The following is a 16,850-nucleotide window of genomic DNA, read 5'->3' as shown; positions in this document are numbered from 1 at the left end:
GGCCCCGGTGCGTGCCGGGTGGGGTCGGCCGCCAGGTGGCGGGGGCGTGGAGGCCGCTGCGCGGGGTCCTTCCCCGCCCCGCCCCTTCCCGAGCCGGCTCCGCCCGGACCCGCACCGCGCTTCGCGCGGTGTCCTCAAACGCCGGACGGGCCAGACGCCAGGCACCTCCAGCCCTGCCGGCGGCTCTGCCGGCGCCGGCGGGACATTTCCAGCCCCGCCGGCGATCGAGGCGCGGGGGTCCGGGGGCAGAGCCCCCGGAACACCGCGCGGAGCGCGGTAGGGGTCCGGGGCATGCCCCGGTTCGGGAAGGGGCGGGGAGGGGAACAGCCCGCCGCAGGCGCCCCCCGCCCACACCCATGCCCCCGCCACGCGCAAAAGGCCGGGCCCGGAGTGCATTCGCACCCCGGGCCCGGCCCCGCAGTCTGCCGACGGCTACGCGCGCTGCGCGCGCAAGCCCGTCAGTTGTCGTCCTCGTCGATCAGGAAACCGCGCATCGGCGACGGCGCCTGCTGCATCGGCTGCGGCGCCTGCGGCCGCACCGGTGCCATCGGCTGAGTCATCGCCGGCGACATCTGCTGCTGGCCGCCGTACGACGGGCCGGACGGCGACGGCCCGTGGCCGCCCATCGTCTGGTTGCCGTAGGACGGGGCGCTCGCGCCGGCCGGTGCCATGGAAGGCGCCGGGGACGGCGGCAGCGACGCGGCCGCGGGCTGGCGCGGCGGGGCCAGGGAGTCGTCCGACTGGGTCTCCAGCTGACGCAGCTGGCTCTCCAGGTAGGACTTCAGCCGGGTCCGGTACTCGCGCTCGAAGCCCCGCAGGTCCTCGACCTTGCGCTCCAGCGTGGCGCGCGCGGACTCGAGGGAGCCCATGGCGACGCGGTGCTTCTCCTGGGCGTCCCGCTCGAGGGCGTCGGCCTTGGCGCGGGCGTCCCGCTCCAGGCCCTCGGCGCGCGAACGCGCCTCGCCGACGATCTTGTTGGCCTCGGAACGGGCCTCCGCGATCGCCTGGTCAGCGGTCTGCTGGGCCAGCGAGAGCACGCGCGCGGCGCTGTCTCCGCCAGGCCCCTGGCCCATCGGACCGGGACCCTGCGGGCCACCGTGTCCGCCCATGGGGCCGCCCATCGGGCCACCCATGGGTCCGCCCTGCATCGGGCCGGGGCCCATCGGGCCGCCAGGACCCTGGGGGCCGCCGTGGCTGGGACCGGCCGGCAACTGCGGTGCTCCGCCCGGCAGCTGGGGCGGACCCATCTGCGGGGGCTGCTGCTGGACCGGCGGTCCTGATATGGCGGCGGGCACGGGGGCACCAGGACCGCCCGGGCCGCGGCCGTCCTGGGGCTCCGGCGGTTTACGCATGCCCTGTTGCTGCTGCTGCTGGTTCTGCGCGGCGGCACGCGTCGCCGCGGCCAGCTTCGCGCGCAGGTCCTCGTTCTCGCGGAGCAGACGGGTCAGCTCGGACTCGACCTCGTCGAGGAAGGCATCGACCTCGTCCTCGTCATAGCCCTCTCGGAGGCGGACGGTCGTGAACTGCTTGTTCCGCACGTCCTCGGGAGTCAGCGGCATCTCTTCTTCACCTCTACGTAGTCGTCGGCAGTCGGCAGGACCGTATCGCTCACATCGAGTTCCCCAAGCCGCGCACGATGGAGATCAGGATGTAGACGATGATCATCAGAACGAAGAAGGACAGGTCGAGTGCCACGCCCCCGAGACGCAACGGCGGGATGAATCGCCGCAGAAGCTTGAGCGGTGGATCGGTGACAGTGTAGGTGGCCTCCAGAACGACCACCATCGCCTTGCCGGGTTGCCATGAACGGGCGAACTGGAAGACGTAGTCCATGACGAGCCGAAAGATCAGCACGACAAGGAAGCACATCAGCGCGATGTAGACCACATCCAGTGCGACGCCCATCCCGCGCTTCCCTCTCCCCTGGCTCTCGTCTTCGCCGGCCGTTCGGCCGGGTCGTTCCCGGTGTCTTTTCTCAGCTCTGGTTGAAGAACCCGCCCTCTGCGATGCGGGCCTTGTCTTCCGCCGTGACATCGACGTTAGCAGGCGACAACAGGAACACCTTCTGCGTCACCCGCTCAATGCTGCCATGCAGACCGAAGACGAGTCCCGCGGCAAAGTCGACAAGTCGCTTCGCATCCGTGTCGTCCATCTCCGTGAGATTCATGATCACGGGGGTGCCCTCGCGGAAGTGTTCCCCGATGGTACGGGCCTCGTTGTAGGTCCGCGGATGCAGCGTGGTGATGCGGTAGGGCTCCCGCTCGGACACGACCTTGGGCATGATCACCGGTGCACTCTTCTCCATGCTCGGGCGTTCAGGTGTGATGGATGCCACGGGGGCGATCCGCGCCGGGCGTCCACTGTCGACCGGGAGGGAAACCGGCTCACGCGGTGCGGGCGGCGCCGCCACCCGCACCGGCTCCTCGCGCTCGATCTGGCGGGGAGGCTGGTGCCGCCGGTGCTCCCGCTCGGGCTCCGGCTCGGGTTCGAAGTCGTCATCGGGGTCGAAACCCCGGCCGTCGTACCCATCGTCCTCCACGAGGCCGAGGTAGACCGCCATCTTGCGCATCGCGCCGGCCATTCTCTGAGTCCTCCGCTCTGTGGTGGATCGGCATTCGTCACCAAGTGCCCGCGATCCACTCGGTCTGCCCGCTTTGGGCGGGAATGACCATATTTTCTACTGTGGTCCGACTTGCTTCGCGACGTTACCCGAGCCGGGGTCGGACTCCGAGTACCGCCGTACCGACGCGCACATGTGTCGCTCCGGCCGCGACGGCCTGTTCAAGGTCCGCACTCATCCCTGCTGACACCATGTTCGCAGCCGGATGGGCTGCGCGCAGGCTTGATGAGAATTCCATCAGCCGCTCGAACGCAGCCTGTTGCCGTCCCGCGTACGGTCCGGCCAGCGGCGCGACGGTCATCAGGCCGTCGAGCCGCAGCCCTGGCGAGCCGGCGACCGCCGCCGCCAACTCCTCGATCCCGTCCGGCGCGACGCCGCCGCGCTCCCCCTGCCGGCCCGACTCGGCGTCCAGTGCGACCTGGATCAGGCAGCCGAGTTCGCGTTCCGCCCGCACCGCGGCGGCGGAGAGGGCGGAAACGAGCTTCGGGCGGTCGACGGACTGCACCACATCGGCATAACTCGCGACAGAACGGACCTTGTTGGTCTGCAACTGACCGACGAAGTGCCAGCGAAGGTTCAGATCCGCGCAAGCGGCGGCCTTGGGGGCCGCGTCCTGATCACGGTTCTCCGCCACATGACGCACACCGAGTTCATGGAGAAGTCGCACATCGCTCGCCGGGTAGGTCTTGGTGACCACGATGAGGGTCACCTCGTCCCGCTCGCGGCCCACTGCCGCGCAGGCGGAGGCGATACGTTCCTCCACCGCCGCCAGATTCTTGGCGAGTTCGGTTCTGCGGTCGGTCATGGGGTCTTCCGGTCCTCCAGCCAGACGTATCCGGCAAGCCGTCCGGTCGTGCGGTCACGCCGGTAGGAATAGTGGTCGCTCGATTCCAGTGTGCAGACCCCGGACTGCCGGCGGTCGCGCACCCCGAGCGCCTCGAGCTGTGCGTGCACCCCCGCCGTGACGTCGACGGCCGGCGTTCCCCAGCTCGTCTCCGACCAGGCGGCCGGCTCGACGGCGGCCACTTCCGACCGCATCTGCTCGGGTACTTCGTAGCAGCGACCGCAGACGGCCGGTCCGGTACGGGCGATGATGCGCTCCGGTTCCGCGCCGAGCTTCCGCATCGCCTCGACGGCGGCGGGCACGACGCCCGCGATCATCCCGGGACGTCCCGCGTGCGCCGCCCCCACCACCCCGGCGACCGGGTCCGCGAGAAGGACCGGTGTGCAGTCGGCGGTGAGCACGGCGAGGGCGAGGCCGCGGCGTGCGGTGACCAGCGCGTCGACCGCCGGCACGTCCGGGGTCGGCCACGGTCCGTCCACCTGGGCGACGTCGTTGCCGTGCACCTGGTTCATCCAGACCACCGACTCCGGGGCGAGCCCCAGGGACCTGGCCGCGATCTCCCGGTTGGCCAGCACGGCCTCGGGGTCGTCGCCGACGGCGCCGCCGAGGTTGAGCTCCTCGTACGGAACGGCGCTCACCCCGCCCCACCGGTCGGTGAAGGCGAAGTGCGCGCCGCTCTCGTGTATCGCGTCGTGCTGCACCGTCACTTCAGGAAGTCCGGAACATCCAGCTCTTCCGCCTGGCTGTCCGGGTACGGACGGGCCGTCGGAACCTGCGCCGGCCCGGCCGGCGAACCCAGGTCGCTCGCGACCGGAGCCGGCTCCGCGGGCGCGGGCTCCTCGCGCACGGGCACGGTGCCGAGCCCGGTGGAGCGGGGGCCGTCGGTGGCGCGGGGCGGGGTCGGGGCCGGCTCGTCGCGCTTGCTGGAGGCGGAGCCGATCACGTTCTCCCGGCGGGTCGGCGGCTGACCGCCGTCGAAGCCGGCCGCGATGACCGTGACCCGGACCTCGTCGCCGAGCGCATCGTCGATGACGGCGCCGAAGATGATGTTCGCCTCGGGGTGGGCCGCCTCGCTGACCAGCTGGGCCGCCTCATTGATCTCGAACAGGCCGAGGTCGGAGCCGCCGGAGATGGAGAGCAGCACGCCGCGTGCGCCGTCGATGGACGCCTCGAGGAGCGGCGAGGAGATCGCCATCTCCGCCGCGGCCACCGCACGGTCGTCGCCGCGTGCCGAGCCGATGCCCATGAGGGCCGATCCGGCCTCGGACATCACGGACTTGACGTCGGCGAAGTCGAGGTTGATCAGACCCGGGGTGGTGATGAGGTCGGTGATGCCCTGAACGCCGGACAGCAGCACCTGGTCCGCCGACTTGAAGGCGTCCAGAACGCTGACCTGGCGGTCCGAGATGGACAGCAGCCGGTCGTTCGGGATGACGATGAGGGTGTCGACCTCTTCGCGGAGTTCGGCGATGCCGTCCTCCGCCTGGTTCGCGCGCCGCCGGCCCTCGAAGGTGAACGGGCGGGTGACCACACCGATCGTGAGGGCGCCCAGCGAACGGGCGATGTTGGCGACGACGGGTGCGCCGCCGGTGCCGGTGCCGCCGCCTTCACCGGCGGTGACGAAGACCATGTCGGCCCCCTTGAGGACCTCCTCGATCTCCTCGCGGTGATCCTCTGCCGCCTTGCGACCGACTGCCGGATTCGCTCCGGCGCCGAGGCCTCGCGTGAGTTCGCGGCCGACGTCGAGTTTGACGTCGGCGTCGCTCATCAACAGCGCCTGAGCGTCCGTGTTGATAGCGATGAACTCGACGCCCTTGAGACCGACCTCGATCATTCGGTTGATGGCATTGACACCACCGCCGCCGACACCGATGACCTTGATGACTGCGAGGTAGTTCTGCGGTGCTGCCACGTCGAAGGCCTCTCGCCTCGAGTTACGTGTCGCCGCCTCGCGGGGCCGCGCTGCGACGACTGATGTCGAATTTGGGACGGCCCGACCAGCCGGCTGCCGACCCGAACCCTAACGCTGAAGTTTAGGGTTACCAGTGTGTCTGTTCCCTGGACTCTTCCGAACAGGACACTAAGTCGACAAGTGGCGCCCGTTCAACGAACACGCCGAACCTCCCGTTTTTCTTTTCACCCTATGTGATCACGCACAGCAATGACCAACCAGGGTGCTGGCCAGCACAGATGCGCGTCAACTCCCCGACGAGGCAGGGGCGCTGGGCGCGCTCACATCGAAGTGCCCGGCCTCGGGGGCTGCTTTCATGAGTGCTTCGAGCGCCCGCGCCTTCGCCCCGCCCTCCCCCGAGCTGCCCCACACCACGGTGCGATTGCCGCTCAACTCCAGGGAGATGTAGTCGTATGAGACTACTTTCACGCCCTGCAGATCGGCTGCGACTTTCGCGGGAAGTTCACTTCTGACCCGGACCGCTTCCGCGACGAGCCGGTCCGCTCCGAATCGGTTCAGGCTTGGCGAGCCGTCAACTTCCAGCCGCAGCAAGGGAACACCCGCGGGCGCCTTGCCGACCGTGGCGAACCGCACTCCGGTTGCGTCCACTTCGACGAACTTTGTTCCCTTTTCGAGCAGCAGGACCGGCTTTCGTTCGGTCACGACCAGTTCGATACCGTCCGGCCACGACCGTTCGACCGCCACGGATTCGATACGCGGCAGTTCCTGACGCAGTCTGGCCTCGATGGCGTCGGTGTCGACGGAGATGATCGGCGCGCCGATCGGTACCGCCGCCGCGGCCCGGACCTCGCCGGGCGTGAGGACATCGGTGCCCCTGGTCGCCACGTGCTCGGCGCGCAGCCAGGACGAGCCGTAGAGCAGCCAGACCGTTCCGGCGACGAGGGCGATCGCACCGAGGGCGATCAGCAGGGAGCGGGGGCCGGGCCGCCGGAAACGGCCGGCGGGGGTGTCCTCACGGCGCGGGCGGGCCTTGCCGTCCGGTCCTTCCGGTCCGTCCGGGGGCTTGCGCGCACCACGTTCCGCGGTGGTCGGTCCGGCCACGCTCCCTGCCTTCTCACGCCTGCCGGCGTGCAGCAATCGCCTCGTACACCATGCCGACGAGCAGATCGTCGGCGTCCCTGCGGCCGAACTCGGCGGCCGCACGCGACATCTCGTACAGCCGGTGCGGATCGGCGAGCACCGGGAGGACGTTGCCCTGGACCCACTCGGGGGTCAGTTCGGCGTCGTCCACCAGCAGTCCGCCGCCCGCCTTGACCACCGGCTGGGCGTTGAGCCGCTGTTCGCCGTTGCCGATCGGCAGCGGTACGTAAGCGGCGGGCAGGCCCACGGCGGAAAGTTCGGCGACGGTCATCGCACCCGCGCGGCACAGCATCATGTCGGCCGCGGCGTACGCGAGATCCATCCGGTCCACGTACGGTACCGGCACATAGGGCGGCATCCCGGGCATGTTGTCCACGCGCGGCAGTTCGTTCTTCGGGCCGACCGCGTGCAGGATCTGGATCCCGGAGCGCTGGAGCACCGGAGCGATCTGCTGGATCACCTCGTTGAGGCGGCGGGCGCCCTGCGAGCCGCCGGAGACCAGCAGCGTCGGCAGGTTGGGGTCGAGGCCGAAGGCGGCGCGCGCCTCGGGGCGGACCCTCGCGCGGTCGAGCGTCGCGATGGTGTGGCGCAGCGGGATGCCGATGTACCGGGCGTTGCGGAGCTTGCTGTCGGGCGTGGCGACGGCCACGCCGGCGGCGTACCGCGAGCCGATCTTGTTGGCGAGGCCGGGGCGGGCGTTGGCCTCGTGGATGACGATCGGCACCCCGAGACGCTTGGCCGCGAGGTAGCCGGGCAGCGCGACGTAACCGCCGAAGCCGACGACGCAGTCGGCCTTCGTCCGCTCGAGGATCTGCTCCGCCGCCTTGATGGTCCCCCGGAGCCGCCCCGGGACGGTGATCAGCTCAGGTGTGGGTTTGCGCGGCAGCGGAACGGCGGGGATGAGCGCCAGCTCGTAGCCACGCTCAGGCACAAGCCTGGTCTCGAGACCGCGCTCCGTGCCGAGGGCTGTGATGCCCACGCTCGGGTCCTGCCTGCGCAGGGCGTCCGCGAGGGCGAGCGCGGGCTCGATGTGGCCGGCGGTCCCCCCACCGGCGAGTACGACATGCACCGAAATTCACCGCTCTCCGGACGGACGCTTCTTGACGCGCCGTCTCATCGTCTTCCATCTCACCCCGGGCCTCCGCACGGCCAGGGCCGCCTTTGCCGCGGGATCCTCTCGCGCGAAGGCGATCAGCAGCCCGACGGCGAACATCGTCGGCAGCAGCGCGGACCCTCCGTAGGAGAAGAGCGGCAGCGGGACGCCGGCGATCGGCAGCAGACCGAGCACCGCACCGATGTTGACCACGGCCTGGGCCGTGATCCACGTGGTGACGCCTCCCGCCGCGTACCTCACGAAGGGGTCCTCCGTGCGTCCGGCGACGCGGATACCCGCATAGCCTAGAGCCGCGAACAGGGCGAGTACCGACAGCGTCCCCGCCAGGCCCAGTTCCTCCCCTGCGATGGCGAAGATGAAGTCGGTGTGCGGTTCGGGTAGTTGGCCCCATTTTTCCACACTTGCACCGAGACCGGAACCGAACCATCCGCCAGACGCAAGAGCATAGATGCCGTGGACGGCCTGCCAGCACTCGCCTTCCGGTCCGAGGTCGATCGCGCCGATGCAGGACAGCCGGGACATCCGGTTCTCGTTGGTCCTGATCAGCAGCAGACCGACGAAACCGGCGATGCCGAGCACCCCCGCGAAGAGACGGGTCGGCGCCCCCGCCAGCCACAGCAGGCCGAACAGGATCGCGGTGAGGATGATCGCCGTGCCCATGTCCCCGCCGAGCATGATCAGGCCGAGGAGGAGGAAGGCGACCGGGACCAGCGGCACCAGCAGGTGCTTCCACTGGGTCAGCAGCCGCCGGTCCTGCTTGCGGGCCAGCAGGTCCGCGCCCCAAAGGATCAGCGCGAGCTTGCCGAACTCACTGGGCTGCAGCTGGAAGGGGCCGCCGAGATAGATCCAGTTCTGGTTGCCGTTGACCGCGTGCCCTATCCCGGGCACCTGGACCAGCACCATCAGGAAGACGGTGATCACCAGGAGGGGGTAGGACAGCGCCCGGTGCAGTTTGACCGGCATCCGGGAGGCGACCAGCAGCAGCACGGTGCCGATGACCGCGGCGACGAACTGCTTCTGGAAGAAGTACGAGGCGGGCAGCGAGTACTCCAGCGCCTGGATCATCGACGCGGAGTAGACCATCACCAGCCCGAGAACGGTGATCAGCAGGCTGCTGCCGAGGATCAGGTAGTAGGCGGTGAGCGGCCGGTCCCAGGCCCTGCGGGCCTGCTCGTACAGCCGCCGGGGCCCGCGGGGTCCGCCGACGCGGGGGGTACGCGGGGCACGTGCCCCGCCGCCCCGCACACGGGGCGCCCGCCGGATATCCCCGCCGGTGCGGCTCCTCAGCGCGAGTCCGGCACCGGCCGCGCCGGCCGGCGCGGGCAGGGGCCCGGCAGGCACCAGCCCGGCGAGCCTGTCCCGTAGGGCGCGCACGGCGTCCATGACGCCCTGGGCCGCATCACCGTCCCGGTCGCCGGCCCGGAACGCGCCGCCGGAGGCGCTGCGCGGCGCCGTGGGGTCCGGGGACCCGGCGGGGTTGGCGGACAGCGGGCCGGGGCGGCCCGCAGCGGCGGAGGGGCGCGGGGAGGACGGCGGGGACCAGGCACCGCCTGCGGGGGGCGCAGGGGCGGGCTGGGCGGGGCCGAAGGGCCCCTCGGTGGCCGGCATGGTCGCTGTCCCCTCCAGTCGTGCCCGGCGGCAGCCGGACCTCGCGGCTGTCAGGCGTGCTCGTCGGCGAGGGCCCGGACCGCTTCCGCGAAGGCCTCGCCCCGCTCGTTGTAGTTGGTGAACATGTCCATCGAGGCGCAGGCCGGTGCCAACAGGACCGTGTCTCCGGGCCGGGCGAGCGAGGCCGCCTCCCGTACCGCCGCGGACATCGCCCCAGTGTCGGTCCGCTCGAGGTCGACGACCGGGACCTCGGGCGCGTGTCGCACCAGGGCTTCGCGGATCAGCGCGCGGTCGGCGCCGATCAGGACGACGCCCCGCAGCCGCTTCGCCGACGCGGTGACCAGTTCGTCGAAGGTGGCACCCTTGGCAAGTCCCCCGGCGATCCACACGATCGGTTCGTAGGCGGCCAAAGAGGCCTCCGCCGCATGGGTGTTGGTCGCCTTGGAGTCGTCGACGTACGCGACCCCCGCCACCTCGGCGACGTGCTCGATGCGGTGCGCGTCAGGCCGGAAGGCGCGCAGCCCGTCCCGTACGGCCGCCGGCTCGACGCCGAACGCGCGGGCCAGCGCCGCCGCCGCGAGGGCGTTGGCGATGTTGTGCGGCGCCGGCGGGTTCACGTCCGCGACCTCGGCCAGTTCCTGCGCCTGCTTGTGGCGGTCGGCAACGAACGCGCGGTCCACCAGGAGGCCTTCCACGACGCCCAGTTGGGACGGTCCCGGCGTCCCAAGGGTGAAGCCGATGGCCCGGCAGCCCTCTTCGACGTCCGCGGCGCGCACCAGTTCCTCAGTCGCGGGGTCGGCGGCGTTGTAGACGCAGGCGACCGTGTTGCCCTCGTAGATGCGGCCCTTGTCGGCGGCGTACGCCTCCATGGAGCCGTGCCAGTCGAGGTGGTCGGGCGCGAGGTTGAGCACCGCGGAGGAGTGCGCGCGCAACGAGGGAGCCCAGTGCAGCTGGTAGCTGGAGAGCTCCACGGCGAGCACGTCGTAGTGCTCCTCGCCGAGGACGACGTCGATGATCGGTGTGCCGATGTTGCCGATCGCGGCGGTCCGCAGGCCGGCCGCCGTCAGGATCGAGGCGAGCATCCGGGTCGTGGTCGTCTTGCCGTTGGTGCCGGTGATCGCCAGCCACGGCGCCGCGTCCGGGCCGCGCAGCCGCCACGCGATCTCCACGTCACCGACGACGTCGACTCCGGCGGCCGCCGCGGCGGCGAACAGCGGACTGGAGGGCTTCCAGCCGGGCGAGGTGACCACCAGGTCGGTGCCCTCCGGCAGGGTCTGCGCGTCACCGAGCCGCACGACGATGCCCGCTTTGGCCAGTTCGGCCGCGCGCGCCTCGTGCGTCTCGCCGGTGCCGCCGTCCACGACGGTGACCCTCGCGCCGAGCCCGGCCAGGGCGCGGGCGGCGCTGACGCCGCTCACGCCGAGGCCGGCGACGGTGACGTTCATGCCCTGCCAGTCGCTCACTTGTCGGCTGCCCATCCCGCGTAGAAGAGACCGAGGCCCACGATGACGCACATGCCCTGGATGATCCAGAACCGGACCACCACAAGGACTTCGGACCACCCCTTCAGTTCGAAGTGGTGCTGGAGCGGCGCCATCCGGAAGACCCGCTTGCCCGTCATCTTGAACGAACCGACCTGGATCACCACGGACATCGTGATGAGGACGAACAGGCCGCCGAGGAGGGCGAGCAGGAATTCGGTACGGGAGCAGATCGCCAGACCCGCGAGTGCGCCGCCGAGTGCGAGCGAGCCGGTGTCGCCCATGAAGATCTTGGCCGGAGAGGTGTTCCACCACAGGAAGCCGAAGCAGGAACCCATCAGCGCGGAGGCGACGACCGCGAGGTCGAGCGGATCTCGCACTTCGAAACAGGCGTTGGGGTTCGTCAGGGTCACCGCGTTGGCGCAGGACTCCTGGAACTGCCACAGCCCGATGAACGTGTACGCGCCGAAGACCATCACCGAGGCGCCCGTGGCGAGGCCGTCGAGACCGTCCGTCAGGTTCACGCCGTTCGACATCGCGAGGATCATGAACAGCGCCCAGACGACGAACAGCACCGGGCCGATGGACCAGCCGAAGTCGGTGATGAACGACAGCTTGGTCGAGGCCGGGGTGTTGCCGCGCTGGTCGGCGAACTGCAGTGACAGCACGGCGAAGGCGATACCGACGATCAGCTGGCCGGCCATCTTCGCCTTGGCCCGCAGACCCAGCGAACGCTGCTTGACGATCTTGATGTAGTCGTCGAGGAAGCCGACCAGGCCCATGCCGGCCATCAGGAAGAGCACCAGGACACCCGAGAAGGTCGGGTCCTCACCGGTGATCACCTTGGCGAGCGCGTACGCGATGAGCGTGGCCAGGATGAAGGAGATACCGCCCATGGTGGGCGTGCCCTTCTTCCCGGCGTGGCCGCGCGGGCCGTCGTCGCGGATGAACTGCCCGTATCCCTTGCGGGCCAGGAGCTTGATCAGCAGCGGGGTACCGATCAGGGTCAGGAACAGACCGATGGCTCCCGCGAAGAGGATCTGCCTCATCGGACGGCACCCTCACCCTCGGGACCCTCGAGCAGCGCTTGTGCGATCCGCTCCAGACCGACCGACCTGGAAGCCTTCACCAGCACGACGTCTCCCGGGCGCAGCTCTCTGCGCAACAGGTCGACCGCCGCCTGCGCGTCGGACACGTGCACCGACTCCTCACCCCACGAACCCTCGTTGTATGCGCCCAGCTGCAACCAGGACGCTTCCCTGCCCCCGACCGCGACGAGCTTGCCGACGTTGAGCCGGACGGCAAGCCGCCCGACCGCGTCGTGCTCGACGAGTGCCTCGTCACCGAGCTCGGCCATCTGCCCGAGCACCGCCCACGTACGACGTCCCTTGCCCATGGCGGCCAGCGCTCGCAGCGCGGCGCGCATGGACTCGGGGTTCGCGTTGTAGGCGTCGTTGACGACCGTCACGCCGTCCGGACGCTCGGTGACCTCCATACGCCAGCGGGAGAGGGTGCCCGCCTCCGAGAGCGCGAGGGCGATCTCACTGGCGGACATGTCCAGCTCATGGGCGACGGCGGCCGCGGCGAGCGCGTTCGACACGTGGTGCTCACCGTACAGCCGCATGGTCACATCGCTGCACCCGGTGGGTGTGTGGAGCGTGAAAGTGGGTTGTCCGAGTTCGGTGAGACGGACATTCTCGGCGCGTACGGCGGCGTCGTCGGCCTCACCGAACAGCAGCACGCGGGCTTTTGTACGGGAGGCCATGGCACGGACCAGCGGGTCGTCGGCGTTGAGGACGGCGACTCCGTCCTCAGGAAGCGACTCGACCATCTCGCCCTTGGCCTGCGCGATCTGCTCGCGGCCGCCGAACTCCCCGATGTGGGCGGTGCCGACGTTCAGCACGAGACCGATCCGGGGCGGGGTCAGTTCGGTGAGGTAGCGGATGTGGCCGATTCCGCGCGCTCCCATTTCGAGCACCAGGTGCTCGGTCTCGTTGGTGGCGCGCAGCGCGGTGAGGGGCAGCCCGATCTCGTTGTTGAGGGATCCGGGTGTCCACACGGTGGGTCCCTTGCGCTGGAGCACCTGCGCGATCAGGTCCTTGGTACTGGTCTTTCCGGCCGAGCCGGTCAGCGCGACGACCTTGGTACCGAGGCGCTCGACGACGTGACGTGCCAGGCGCCCCAAGGCGCTCTGCACGTCGTCGACGACGATCGCGGGCACCCCGAGGGGGCGGGTGGCCAGCACGGCTGCCGCGCCTGCCGCCACCGCCCGCTCCGCGTAGTCGTGCCCGTCGACCCTCTCGCCCTGGAAGGCGGCGAAGAGGCTGCCGGGCTCGACCGCCCGGGAATCGATGACGACGGGGCCGGTGACCAGTGTGGCCGGATCCGGTATGTCGTGCGACTGCCCGCCGACGATTTCGGCGATCTCGGCGAGGGAGAGGGCGATCACTGGGTCATCCCTGATTCTTCTTGGCGGCTGCGCTGCCGACGGCGCGTTCGATGGCGGCGCGCAGTACCTGGCGGTCGTCGAACGCGCGCACCACACCGGCGATGTCCTGGCCCTGCTCGTGGCCCTTGCCCGCGACGAGCACGGTGTCGCCGGCCTCGGCACGGGCGACCGCCGCGGCGATCGCCTCTGCCCGGTCCTCGTAGACCATCACGTCGCCGCGCTCGTGGACCGGCACCTCCGCGGCACCCGCCAGCATCGTGGCGAGGATCGCGAGGGGATCCTCACCGCGCGGGTTGTCGGAGGTCAGCACGGCGGTGTCGGCCAGCCTCGCGGCGGCCGCGCCCATGGGGCCGCGCTTGGTCTTGTCACGGTCGCCGCCGCAGCCGAGCACGATGTGCACCTTGCCCTTGGTGACCTTGCGCAGGGAGCGCAGCACCGACTCGACGGCGTCGGTCTTGTGGGCGTAGTCCACGACCGCCAGGTACGGCTGGCCCGCGTCGATGCGCTCGAGCCGGCCGGGCACACCGGGTACCGCGGCGATGCCGTCGGCCGCGGTCTGCGGGTCGAGCCCGGCGACGGCGAGCGTGACGACGGCGGCCAGTGTGTTGGCGACGTTGAAGGGGCCGGGCAGCGGCGCCTGGGCGCGTACCCGCTCGCCCGCGGGGCCCACCGCGGTGAACGTCGAGCCGTGGGTGCCGACTTCGACGTCCTCGGCCCGCCAGTCGGCGTCCGGGTGGCCCTCCGCGGAGAAGGTGGTGACGGGCACGGTGGCCTCGTCGACGAGCCTGCGGCCGTACTCGTCGTCGAAGTTGACGACCGCTTCCCGGCTGCGCCGCGGCGTGAACAGCTGCGCCTTCGCCTGGAAGTAGTCCTCCATGTCGGAGTGGAATTCCATGTGCTCGGGGCTGAGGTTGTTGAAGACGGCGATGTCGAAGACACAGCCGTCGACCCGGCCGAGCACCAGGGCGTGGCTGGAGACCTCCATGGCGACCGCGTCGGCGCCGCGTTCGCGCATGACCGCGAACAGCGCCTGAAGGTCGGTGGCCTCCGGGGTGGTGCGCTCCGACTTGATGCGCTCGTCGCCGATGCGCATCTCGACCGTGCCGATCAGGCCCGTGGAACGCCCGGCCGCCTTGAGGCCGCCCTCGACGAGGTAGGCGGTCGTGGTCTTGCCCGACGTGCCGGTGATGCCGATCTGGAGCAGGTCGTCGCCGGGGTGCCCGTAGATCTCGGTGGCGAGTTCGCCCATCCGGCCGCGCGGATTGTCCGTGACGAGGACCGGGAGGCCGGTGGCGGCGGCGCGTTCGGCGCCGCTCTCGTCGGTGAGGATCGCGGCCGCGCCAAGGTCGGCGGCCTGGGCCGCGAAGTCGGCGCCGTGGAGGCGGGCGCCGGGCAGGGCGGCGTAGAGGTCGCCCGGGCGTACCGCCCGTGAGTCATGGGTGATGCCGGTGATCTCCGCGGCCCCCGGCGTCTGCACCCCCAGCCGGGCCGCGAGCTCCGCGAGCTGCGTCGGGCGGGGCCGTTCCGGACGGGGCGCTCCCGTCTGTTTCGCGGGGGCGTCCTGCGGGGCGGTTCGGTACTGATCAGCTTGTGGCACGGCGGTGAGCGTACCGGGCGCACCGGGCCCGGGCGAAAATGAGGGGTGCTCCTCTGGCCGGTTCCCGGGATCGGGGGTGATCGTCGTCACTGGGTACCTCCGGTCACTCGCCGGGTTCGAAGGTCACGGGCAGCCGGGCGGGGCCCTTGCCGGTCGGGGCGACCTGCAGGGTCTTCAGCGCGAACTCCATGACCTTTTGGTAGATGGGACCGCAGATCTGGCCGCCGAAGTAGCTCCCCTTGGTGGGGTTCTGGATGGCGCAGTAGACGGTGATCTGCGGGTCGTCCGCCGGTGCGAAGCCGGCGAACGAGGCGGTGTAGCCCTTGTAGACGCCGAGTTCGGGATCGACCCGGTTCGCCGTCCCGGTCTTGCCGGCGACGCGGTAGCCGGGGATCCGGGCCTTGGTCCCGGTGCCCTCCTCGTCGTCGACGACGGACTCGAGCATGGTCGCCAGGGTGTCGGCGGTCTTCTCGCTGACGACCCTGGTCCTCTCCGGCTCCTCGGCGGGGGTGAAGCGGCCGTCGGGGCCCTTGGTGCCGCGCACCAGTGTCGGTTCGATGCGTACGCCGCCGTTGGCGACGGTGGAGTACACGGAGGCCGCCTGTACGGCGTTGACGGACAGCCCCTGTCCGAAGGGGATCGTGTACTGCTGCGAGGTGGACCAGTCCTTCGGCGGGGCGAGGATGCCCGGGGTCTCGCCCGGGTAACCGAGCCCGGTGGGGCTGCCGAGGCCGAATTTGCGCAGGTAGGAGTGGAGCACCTTGTTGGCCTCCGGTTGCGACTTGCCGAGCTGCCCGGTGGCGAGGATCGTGCCGATGTTGCTGGACTTGGCGAGGACGCCGTTGAGCGTCAGGTACCAGGTGGGGTGGTCGATGTCGTCCTTGAAGAGCCGGTCGCCGCGGTGGAGCCGGTTGGGGACGACGACATGCGTCGCGGGGGTGGCCTTCTTCTCCTCGAGCACGGCGGCCATGGACACCACCTTGGCGGTGGAGCCCGGTTCGTACGCGTCCTGCAGGGCGGCGTTGCCGAGGGAGGCGGAGGTGGCCTGGCCGAGGTCGTTGGGGTCGTACCCGGGGGCGTTGGCCATGGCGAGGATCTCGCCGGTGCGGGTGTTCTGCACGACCACGTAGCCGCGGTCGGCGTTCGACTTGGCGACCTGGTCCTCGATGGCCTTCTGGGCGGCCCACTGGATGTCGCGGTCGATGGTCAGTTCCACATCGGACCCGGGGACCGCGGGGACCTCGCGAGAGGTGGCGGTGGGGACTCGGCGGCCGCCGGACTGGGTGTAGGTGACGGTGCCGTCCTTGCCCGCGAGTGTCTCGTCGAGCATGGACTCGATGCCCCCGCCGCCCCGGTTCGAGGCGTTGACGAATCCCAGTATTCCGGCGGCGAGATCGCCGTTGGGGTAGACGCGTTTGCTGCTGGGCTCCTGGAAGACGCCCGCCAGCACGTTGGCCCCGGGGCCGCCCTTGCTCTTGTCGGCGGCGGCCTTCTGCGCGTAGACGCTCTTGAGGTCCTTGATCTGGTTCCACACCTGCGGGGTCTGGCGGCGGGCCAGCACCGCGTAGCGGGAACCGGGCTTCTTGAGCTTCGCGGCGAGCTCGGCCGGCTCCTTGCCGAGGATGGGGGCGAGCAGCTGGGCCGCCTGTTCCGGCGCGTCGGGGGCCTTGCTGTCCTCGGGCGTGAACATCTTCGGGTCGGCCGTGATGTCGTAGGCGTCCACGCTGGTGGCGAGCGCGACTCCGGCCCGGTCGGTGATCTCGCCCCGCTCGGCCGCGAGTGTGCGGCTGAGGTAGCGGTTCTTCTCGGCCTTGGCCGCGTAGGCGCTCGCGTCGACGGCCTGCACCTGGAGCAGCCGGACCACGAAAGCGAGCATCACCAGCGTCAGGCCCAGGCTGACCAGTCTCAGCCGGGGGCGCGGATTGCCGAGCCGTACGCGCCGGGGCGCCGGGCGCCGGCCGGGGCTCGGCCTGCGAGCGGCGGGCCGCTGTCCGGGCCGCTGTCCTGAGCGCTGGGGGGCTTGCGCGGAGGGCCGCCGGGCGGGGCCTGGCACCCGGCGCCGCGGTGGTTCCTTGGAGGGCACTG

Annotated in this window: 14 protein-coding genes; all 14 read right to left on the bottom strand. The window is 70.7% G+C overall.

What is annotated here, in order from left to right; all coding sequences use genetic code 11:
• Positions 1-458 precede the first annotated feature (458 nt).
• A complete protein-coding gene (locus tag ACIPJI_RS05075; protein WP_307705892.1) occupies positions 459-1,559 on the bottom strand; it encodes a DivIVA domain-containing protein in 1,101 nt (366 codons plus the stop codon).
• A 49-nt stretch (positions 1,560-1,608) separates the two neighbouring features.
• Positions 1,609-1,905, bottom strand: coding sequence for a YggT family protein (locus ACIPJI_RS05070; protein WP_005318710.1), 297 nt, complete (start codon positions 1,903-1,905; stop codon positions 1,609-1,611).
• A 70-nt stretch (positions 1,906-1,975) separates the two neighbouring features.
• Positions 1,976-2,581, bottom strand: coding sequence for a cell division protein SepF (locus ACIPJI_RS05065; protein WP_159692903.1), 606 nt, complete (start codon positions 2,579-2,581; stop codon positions 1,976-1,978).
• Positions 2,582-2,705: 124 nt separating this feature from the next.
• Positions 2,706-3,425, bottom strand: a complete 720-nt coding sequence (locus tag ACIPJI_RS05060; RefSeq protein ID WP_364600414.1) for a YggS family pyridoxal phosphate-dependent enzyme — start codon at positions 3,423-3,425, stop codon at positions 2,706-2,708.
• Positions 3,422-4,171: a peptidoglycan editing factor PgeF gene (pgeF, locus tag ACIPJI_RS05055; protein ID WP_356623214.1), complete on the bottom strand. Its 750-nt coding sequence runs from the start codon at positions 4,169-4,171 to the stop codon at positions 3,422-3,424. Before pgeF ends, ACIPJI_RS05060 begins: the two co-directional genes overlap by 4 nt.
• Positions 4,168-5,376 (bottom strand): cell division protein FtsZ, encoded by a 1,209-nt coding sequence (gene ftsZ, locus ACIPJI_RS05050; RefSeq protein WP_307705895.1) that lies wholly within the window; start codon positions 5,374-5,376, stop codon positions 4,168-4,170. Before ftsZ ends, pgeF begins: the two co-directional genes overlap by 4 nt.
• Before the next feature lie 285 nt (positions 5,377-5,661).
• Complete coding sequence (locus ACIPJI_RS05045; protein WP_402244515.1) at positions 5,662-6,477, bottom strand: cell division protein FtsQ/DivIB; 816 nt, start codon at positions 6,475-6,477, stop codon at positions 5,662-5,664.
• 13 nt (positions 6,478-6,490) lie between these two features.
• Positions 6,491-7,585 (bottom strand): undecaprenyldiphospho-muramoylpentapeptide beta-N-acetylglucosaminyltransferase, encoded by a 1,095-nt coding sequence (gene murG / locus ACIPJI_RS05040; RefSeq protein ID WP_005318701.1) that lies wholly within the window; start codon positions 7,583-7,585, stop codon positions 6,491-6,493.
• Positions 7,586-7,591: 6 nt separating this feature from the next.
• The gene (ftsW, locus tag ACIPJI_RS05035; RefSeq protein ID WP_402244754.1) at positions 7,592-9,013 is read right to left on the bottom strand and encodes a putative lipid II flippase FtsW; all 1,422 of its coding nucleotides are present in this window, start codon (positions 9,011-9,013) and stop codon (positions 7,592-7,594) included.
• 275 nt (positions 9,014-9,288) lie between these two features.
• A complete protein-coding gene (murD, locus tag ACIPJI_RS05030) occupies positions 9,289-10,716 on the bottom strand; it encodes a UDP-N-acetylmuramoyl-L-alanine--D-glutamate ligase (RefSeq protein WP_402244513.1) in 1,428 nt (475 codons plus the stop codon).
• Entirely contained in the window at positions 10,698-11,768 is a 1,071-nt protein-coding gene (gene mraY / locus ACIPJI_RS05025; RefSeq protein WP_159692889.1) for a phospho-N-acetylmuramoyl-pentapeptide-transferase, read from the bottom strand. Before mraY ends, murD begins: the two co-directional genes overlap by 19 nt.
• The gene (murF, locus tag ACIPJI_RS05020; RefSeq protein ID WP_356623209.1) at positions 11,765-13,168 is read right to left on the bottom strand and encodes a UDP-N-acetylmuramoyl-tripeptide--D-alanyl-D-alanine ligase; all 1,404 of its coding nucleotides are present in this window, start codon (positions 13,166-13,168) and stop codon (positions 11,765-11,767) included. The genes mraY and murF overlap by 4 nt, the downstream gene beginning before the upstream one ends.
• Positions 13,169-13,172: 4 nt before the next feature.
• Entirely contained in the window at positions 13,173-14,855 is a 1,683-nt protein-coding gene (locus ACIPJI_RS05015; protein ID WP_402244510.1) for a UDP-N-acetylmuramoyl-L-alanyl-D-glutamate--2,6-diaminopimelate ligase, read from the bottom strand.
• Positions 14,856-14,868: 13 nt separating this feature from the next.
• Complete coding sequence (locus ACIPJI_RS05010; protein WP_356623207.1) at positions 14,869-16,848, bottom strand: penicillin-binding protein 2; 1,980 nt, start codon at positions 16,846-16,848, stop codon at positions 14,869-14,871.
• Positions 16,849-16,850: the final 2 nt, after the last annotated feature.

This window comes from Streptomyces sp. NPDC086835 (genome assembly GCF_044745705.1).
In the GTDB taxonomy this organism is placed as follows: domain Bacteria; phylum Actinomycetota; class Actinomycetes; order Streptomycetales; family Streptomycetaceae; genus Streptomyces.
The sequence above is the reverse complement of the archived record's forward strand: the minus strand, read 5'-3'. Positions and strand labels throughout refer to the sequence as shown.

Coding starts and splice junctions, on each gene's coding strand:
- ACIPJI_RS05075 (WP_307705892.1), bottom strand. CDS start 1,559: ATGCCGCTGACTCCCGAGGACGTGCGGAACAAGCAGTTCACGACCGTC.
- ACIPJI_RS05070 (WP_005318710.1), bottom strand. CDS start 1,905: ATGGGCGTCGCACTGGATGTGGTCTACATCGCGCTGATGTGCTTCCTT.
- ACIPJI_RS05065 (WP_159692903.1), bottom strand. CDS start 2,581: ATGGCCGGCGCGATGCGCAAGATGGCGGTCTACCTCGGCCTCGTGGAG.
- ACIPJI_RS05060 (WP_364600414.1), bottom strand. CDS start 3,425: ATGACCGACCGCAGAACCGAACTCGCCAAGAATCTGGCGGCGGTGGAG.
- ftsW (WP_402244754.1), bottom strand. CDS start 9,013: ATGGACGCCGTGCGCGCCCTACGGGACAGGCTCGCCGGGCTGGTGCCT.
- murD (WP_402244513.1), bottom strand. CDS start 10,716: ATGGGCAGCCGACAAGTGAGCGACTGGCAGGGCATGAACGTCACCGTC.
- mraY (WP_159692889.1), bottom strand. CDS start 11,768: ATGAGGCAGATCCTCTTCGCGGGAGCCATCGGTCTGTTCCTGACCCTG.